The sequence below is a fragment of the Rhizobium ecuadorense genome (genome assembly GCF_001187535.1).
Classification (GTDB): Bacteria; Pseudomonadota; Alphaproteobacteria; order Rhizobiales; family Rhizobiaceae; genus Rhizobium; species Rhizobium ecuadorense.
Window position 1 is genome coordinate 1 of sequence record NZ_LFIO01000889.1, and the last position, 288, is coordinate 288.

General features: G+C 51.7%; 1 pseudogene. It reads right to left on the reverse strand.

The features are described from left to right. Window positions 1-194: pseudogene (locus AF337_RS15635) on the reverse strand (ABC transporter permease subunit); the annotation flags it as partial. Window positions 195-288 lie beyond the last annotated feature (94 nt).

Below are 288 nucleotides of genomic sequence, written 5' to 3' on the forward strand. Positions count from 1 at the left end.
GTTCCGACCATTGAACCTGACCCGCCAAACAGGCTGGTTCCTCCGATGACGACAGCCGCGATGGCCGTCAATTCATATCCGGTCCCATCATTGGCACTCCCAAAATTGAATTGCCCGGCATGGACGATGCCAGCAAGCGCGGATGCAAAGCCGGTAATGGCGTAAACGGCGATCTTGATTGCTGAGACCGGAACACAAATCAACTAAGGATCGGTTCCAAGTGCTGCAGAAAAAACTGTCTTTAGAAAACTGCGCAAGCGCCAAACCAAAAGAGCATCAATAACCCGA